Annotated in this window: 7 protein-coding genes; 3 read left to right on the top strand and 4 right to left on the bottom strand. The window is 26.5% G+C overall.

The features are described from left to right. Window positions 1-245: 245 nt before the first annotated feature. Window positions 246-962 carry an SDR family NAD(P)-dependent oxidoreductase gene (locus BN899_RS06550; protein WP_042273957.1) on the bottom strand — a complete coding sequence of 239 codons (717 nt, stop codon included), beginning with the start codon at window positions 960-962 and terminating at the stop codon, window positions 246-248. Between the two features lie 185 nt (window positions 963-1,147). Between BN899_RS06550 and BN899_RS06545 the strand changes: the two genes are divergently transcribed. Both BN899_RS06545 and BN899_RS06540 read left to right on the top strand, forming a co-directional pair. After that, window positions 1,148-2,107 (top strand): calcium/sodium antiporter, encoded by a 960-nt coding sequence (locus BN899_RS06545; protein ID WP_042273955.1) that lies wholly within the window; start codon window positions 1,148-1,150, stop codon window positions 2,105-2,107. A gap of 315 nt (window positions 2,108-2,422) precedes the next feature. Further along, complete coding sequence (locus BN899_RS06540) at window positions 2,423-2,968, top strand: hypothetical protein (protein WP_042273954.1); 546 nt, start codon at window positions 2,423-2,425, stop codon at window positions 2,966-2,968. Between the two features lie 85 nt (window positions 2,969-3,053). Here BN899_RS06540 and BN899_RS06535 read toward each other — a convergent pair whose 3' ends face one another. Next, window positions 3,054-3,263 carry a hypothetical protein gene (locus BN899_RS06535; RefSeq protein ID WP_042273952.1) on the bottom strand — a complete coding sequence of 70 codons (210 nt, stop codon included), beginning with the start codon at window positions 3,261-3,263 and terminating at the stop codon, window positions 3,054-3,056. Window positions 3,264-3,634: 371 nt separating this feature from the next. Between BN899_RS06535 and BN899_RS06530 the strand changes: the two genes are divergently transcribed. Beyond that, window positions 3,635-4,153 carry a superoxide dismutase family protein gene (locus tag BN899_RS06530; RefSeq protein ID WP_052356684.1) on the top strand — a complete coding sequence of 173 codons (519 nt, stop codon included), beginning with the start codon at window positions 3,635-3,637 and terminating at the stop codon, window positions 4,151-4,153. Window positions 4,154-4,206: 53 nt separating this feature from the next. Here the strand turns inward: BN899_RS06530 and BN899_RS18980 are convergent, their stop codons facing one another. Continuing rightward, window positions 4,207-4,350 (bottom strand): DUF4177 domain-containing protein, encoded by a 144-nt coding sequence (locus tag BN899_RS18980; protein ID WP_147568507.1) that lies wholly within the window; start codon window positions 4,348-4,350, stop codon window positions 4,207-4,209. Window positions 4,351-4,519: 169 nt separating this feature from the next. Then, window positions 4,520-5,932, bottom strand: coding sequence for a potassium/proton antiporter (locus tag BN899_RS06525; protein ID WP_042273950.1), 1,413 nt, complete (start codon window positions 5,930-5,932; stop codon window positions 4,520-4,522). Between the last annotated feature and the right edge of the window lie 472 nt (window positions 5,933-6,404).

Raw genomic sequence — 6,404 nt, 5'->3', positions numbered from 1 at the left:
CAATATGTTTCCCCTCCTATCAAATTGTTGATATTAAATATCTATATATAAATTCATATTCAAATACTTTTCTATAATTTCAAATAAACTCCTTCTGTAATTTTATTGTAAATATTTTTATAGTGCATAATAATTTAATTATTGGATAAAATTTGAATATCATCCATAATGATTTTATATAAATTCTCTCATCTCTAATATACTAAATAAAAAGACAGGTTAATAACCTGTCTTTTTATTTAATATTAAACATATATCATCTTCTTTGTCATCCCACCATCTACAACTATATTGGCTCCATTTATAAAATCATTCTCTTCATTAGTTAAAAATAGACATGTATTAACTATATCTCTAGGCTTTCCCACCCTTCCCGAAGGATGTTGACTATGTTCTACTTCTGACAATAAATCATAATCTTCAGATTGTATCCAACCTGGACTTATCGCATTTACTGTAATTGGTGTATTTGATAGCGATATTGCCATTGTGTTAGTCAAAGAAATTAAACCGCCCTTTGAAGATCCATAAGCTTCCCATCCAGCTTCATTTTGGTTAAACCTTGTTGAACTTATATTTACTATTCTTCCATACGCTTCATTTTTATTTGCTTTTATAAACTCCTTACAACAAATAAAACTACCTCTAAGGTTTACATCTATTACATCATCAAACTCTGATGTATCTATATCAAATATAGACTTATTAAATTTGCTTATAGCGGCATTATTTATAAGTATGTGTATTTTTGAATACTTCTTTGACGCAGTTTTAAATACTTTCTTTATCTCATCTTCATTTCTTAAATCAACCTTATAAAATTCTATATTTTTTTCTTCAAATTCATGCTCAATAATATCGATTGCTATTACTTTTGCATTTTGTTTAGCATAAGCTTTTGATATACTTTTTCCTATCCCATTGCTAGCACCTGTAACAAAAACAACCTTATCTTTATACATTTAAATCTCCTTAATTATTTTTAATACATATTAGAACTATATACTATATAGAATATATTATTCTTTTCCTATTTCATATAACTAAAAGAAATAATTTTAATTTTATTATTTTATTATACATATTCTCTATGGTATACTAGTTTGTATGCTAAAATGAATTTTGATATATCATAAGGAGGGTTTTAATGCCATTTTTATTTTTAATTATCGGTTTTATGTTTCTTATAAAGGGGGCCGATGTATTCGTAGAAGGAGCCGCATCTATAGCTAAAAGGTTTAATGTGCCTCCTATGGTTATAGGATTAACTATTGTCGCTATGGGAACAAGCGCTCCAGAGGCGGCAGTAAGTGTTGGTTCTTCTTTAGCTGGACAAAATGATATGAGTATAGCTAATGTTGTAGGGTCTAACTTCTTCAATATCCTTGTAGTTTTAGGTGTTTCTTCTATAATAGCTAAGCTACCTGTCCAAGAGGATACTATAAAAAAGGATTCACCATTTTTAATAGCAGTAAGTTTATTATTAGTAGTTTTAGGATCTAATTTAAATTTAGATAGAATAGATGGACTTATACTTTTAATAGTATTTACACTTTTCTTAATAAACACTGTTAAGTCAGGACTTAAAGGTAGTAATAATGATTCTGTAGATAATAACGGGGAAACTGCTGTTGCTATAGATACATCAGTAGATGAATCAATCTCTATTCCTAAGACTATATTAATTTGTATAGTAGGAATAGCGGGGATAGTTCTTGGTGGAGATATAGTTGTAAATTCTGCAACTACTATAGCAACTTCATTTGGTATGAGTGAAAATTTAGTCGGCCTTACTATAGTTGCTGTGGGTACTTCATTACCTGAATTTGTTACATCTGTTGTGGCTATAAAAAAAGGGGAAACTGAAATAGCTATAGGAAATGTTATAGGTTCTAATTTATTTAATATACTTTTAGTTTTAGGTTTAGCAGCATTAATAAACCCTATGTCTATGAGTATGTTAGCATTAATAGATGTGATTTTTATGACTGCTATAACAGTTCTTTTATACTTCTTCATGAAAAAGAACAATTCTCTTGTTAAAAAACAAGGAATTGTATTAATAATTATATATATTGCATATATGATATTTACCATAGTTAGATAGTTTTTATAAAAATACCCTATAGAGTAGACAATTAATAAAAAACCTGCCCTACAGGGTATTTTTATTAATTGTCTCTTTTCTTTTTCAAGCTTTTTTATTTCTTCCATCTCTACCAAATTTATGTACTATTATAGTATATAAATTTTTATACAAAATTCAATTAATTTAAAGTTTTATATGTTTTTTATTTTTATAGACCTTTATGTATAAATATTATTTAATTTTATGATATCTTAATTAAATAATATTTATATTTCTAATATTTTCTTAATAGAATTAATAGTAGAAAATGTATATTTAAGAAAGGGTTTATATATGAATAAAAAATTTTTAAAAATTCTAGTTGTTATCTTTATCTTATTTATATTTTGCTTTTTATATAATGCTAGAGAAATCTATGGAAATAATCGTGATTTAATAATAAGCTCTATAAAAAAATCAAAACTTATAGATGATAAAAATAGTATTAAAATTACTGACATTATAGATATTGAAGATGCCAGATTTATAGGATTTTTTTGTGATAATTCAAAGATAGGTGTAATTACATTTCTAAAAAATCATGAGGGAAATTATGAAAAAGTAGACATGGATATAAAAAATGGCACTATTATGGAAGAGTTTGTTATACGTTATGGCAATGATATAAATAAATATAAATATGTAGTTGTTTCTAACGGTGATAAACTAAGTAGAATTGATTTAACTATAAATAATAAATATACTGAGTCTAAATACATACCAATTAATAAATATTCTATAAATATTTTCTCTATGAATTTACCTGAAGGAGACTTAAAATCAATTAATCTAGAAAGTAATTTTTTCGACTCTAGTGGAAATATTATTTTTGCTCAATAATAAAAAACTACTAATTTATATATAGTAGCTTTTTATTATAAATTGGTAAATTTTATACTCACATGATTATTTTAAATATCTAATACTAGAAAAATTCAATAAATTTTACGTTATTTTTATCTATTGAAAAGGAACTACCCAAATCCCTACCTGACATAGTCAATAAGTTTACATCTTCATCATTATTAAACATATTTGCCCATTCAATTAATGAATTAAAGTTTTTAACACCATCTTTTTCAATTATTCTTTCAAATCCATTTTTGAAAGTTATTTTTATTTTATTATATTTCAATTTTATCACCTTCCTGATAATAAGGTATATACCCTATTCTTAGTCTTTATAATAATTTCCCATATTTTTTATAATTAATGTATAGTTATCTAGAATATGGTTATAATTTTAATATCCCACTAATATTTTTTACTTATCTTTATACTTTTTATATATTAAAAGGCAGGCAACGGAACCTGCCTTTTTTATGTGTATTTTTTAATAGATTGTGTGATTTATGCGACAAAATCTGTCCTATGGAAATATCACTTAAGTTTTTAAAAATGGAATTAATACAGCCATAATAATCAGGTTACATCACACTATCAACTCCTCTATCATAAAATACAATGTATATATTTTACAAAATTTATGTTAAAGGAGTTGATTTAATGGATACATCATGTCCTAAATATAATATTAGTGATATTTTTTCTTCTTACGACCCTGGTGAACCAGATGCTTATGCCAAATTAAAAGGGGGACCATTAGCTCCTTGTATTAAAGGTGATATTTTTCTATATCAATTACAAAATGGAGTCTATATAAAAGCATATATAACCGGGATACCTAATACTACATCTCTTGGTAATCCTACTAGTTTTCATGGTCTCCATATTCACGAGCATGGTGATTGCAGTATTGGAGATTCTAAAAATCCTTTCTTAGCATCTGGTAGTCATTGGAATCCAACTAATCAGATCCATCCTATGCACGCAGGAGACTTACCTCCTATACTATCTGCAAATGGTGTAGGCATTTCATCTGTATATACTGATAAATTTACTGTCGCAGATTCTATAGGCAAAGCTTTTATACTTCACGAGGGTATTGATGACTTCACTTCTCAACCTGCAGGTAATGCTGGCGCAAGATTGGCCTGCGGAGTTATAGGCCCTTATAGAAGATAAACTTTCATTTAAAATATAAGACAGTAAGTATTTAATACTTACTGTCTTATATTTTAATTAATAGATCTTTTAAAGTAATGCCACGCATTACATACACAAACTAATTCCCATCCATCTTTCCCATATTCATTTAATGTTTCTGTAGTCTTTTCTCCGCCACCTAGAATCATAACACATTTATATTCGTATTTTACCATCTAATCCTCCCTTAAATTAATCTCTCATTATTTTTATATTAAAAAAAATTTTGATGTATTCTATTTAATAATAATTAATTTCCTATCTTTATTAGAATATCTCTATGTTAATTGTATATTCTAACATAAAAAAACCGTATCCTTTGCTTAAATACGGTCTTTTTATTCTTTATAATAGATCTTCTATTTTATCTCCACTTAATACTAGGATGTCCCCACCTTTTATAACGGTTGAGCCTTTAGGTATTAGTACTTTATCTTGTCGTTTTATCATAACTATTAATATATCTTCTGGTATATTTGAATCCATTATACTTTTATTTGCCCATTTACTATCTTCAGGTACATTTACCTCTATAAGTTTGCTACTAATCTCACCGTCATAGTCATTGAATGTTTTTAATACAGTTGTACTATTATCAACTAAATCTAGTTTTCTAGCTACTGCAGGGATTAAAGTCCCTTGTATTCCTACTGATATTAATGCTATAAAGAATATTATGTGGAATATATCATTTTCTATAACTACACCTTGAGTCACCGCATAAATTGCAAAAACTATTGATGCAGCACCTCTTAATCCTACCCAGGAAATAAATAATTTTTCCTTATTTGAAAAATTAAATCTTCCTAAAACTATAAATGTTGATAACGGCCTTGCAATAACTATCATAAATATAGATATTGCTATGGCTATTCCAATCACACTTGGTAATTTAGAAGGGAATGATAAAAGTCCTAGCATAAAGAACAACATTATTTGCATAATCCAAGATATTCCATCAAAGAAATGAACTAAACTCTTTTTGTGAGGTATTTTACTATTACCTATAATAATACCTGCCATGTACACACTTAAATATCCATTTCCTCCAACATATTCACTAAGTGCATAAGAAAGCATTGCAATAGCTGTAATAAATATAGTATAGAATCCTTCTATCTCAAATTTTGAATTCCTTAAAATGTAAACAGATACTTTTGCTAATATAGATCCTATTGCTAATCCGAAAGCTATCTGCTTTATTACCATTGGAACTATAAGCTGTGATCCTGAATTGTTCATTAGTGTTAATATAATTAATGTTAACATATAAGCTATCGGGTCATTACTTCCACTTTCAACTTCTAATAATGATGCTAAAGAGCCCTTTAGATTTAGTTTTTGAGAACGCAGTACAGCAAATACAGATGCTGCATCTGTTGACGCTACAATTGCTCCTATAAGTAAACCTTCTAGTAAACTAGTTCCTATTACCATATGACAAAATAGCCCAGTTAAACCTGCTGTAATTATTACCCCCAGTGAGGACATAAGTATAGACGGTATTGCAACAGGCTTTGCCATTTTCCAATTGGTTCCAAATCCTCCAAAAAACATTATAAACACTAGTCCTATAGAACATAATTGTCTCGTTAGTTCATAGTTGTCAAAATAAATTCCAACCATTCCATCAGATCCAAATAACATTCCTAGCAAAATAAAAATTAGTAGTATAGGCACTCCAAATTTATATAATACCTTACTAGATGTTATACAAATTAATAGAACTAACCCACTTACAAGCATTAATTCAATCATATTATCTCCTCCATGTCTATTAGTTTTTTATAGATAATATTATTTATGTCATTATATCTAATTTTATATATTTACTTTTTAATTATATATACTAAATAATTAAAAAGTGAATTTATAATTACTTAATATTTCATTTTCTATCCTTGATTTTTTTTAAATTGATTTGATATTTTTTAAAATTCATTTAGAAATAATTATGAAAAACATAGTAACTGAATAAATAAGATAAAATCAACTAGTAATTTAGTTGCTTTTAGATATGAAATCTTTAAAAATAATATATATCTATTAAAATATTTTCTATATAAATATTATATAATTTTTATAATAAATCGTCAATTCATTTTTTTGTAAAATGAAACAATTGCATAATTATTTTTCAATTATGCAATTCAATTTTCAATTTCATTTTTAAAACAGCTGATTATATGTGTAATAATTGATTATAAATTAAATAAAAAAGTAGCTCTAA

This window comes from Faecalimicrobium dakarense, assembly GCF_000499525.1.
Classification (GTDB): domain Bacteria; phylum Bacillota; class Clostridia; order Peptostreptococcales; family Peptostreptococcaceae; genus Faecalimicrobium; species Faecalimicrobium dakarense.
The sequence above is the reverse complement of the archived record's forward strand: the minus strand, read 5'-3'. Positions and strand labels throughout refer to the sequence as shown.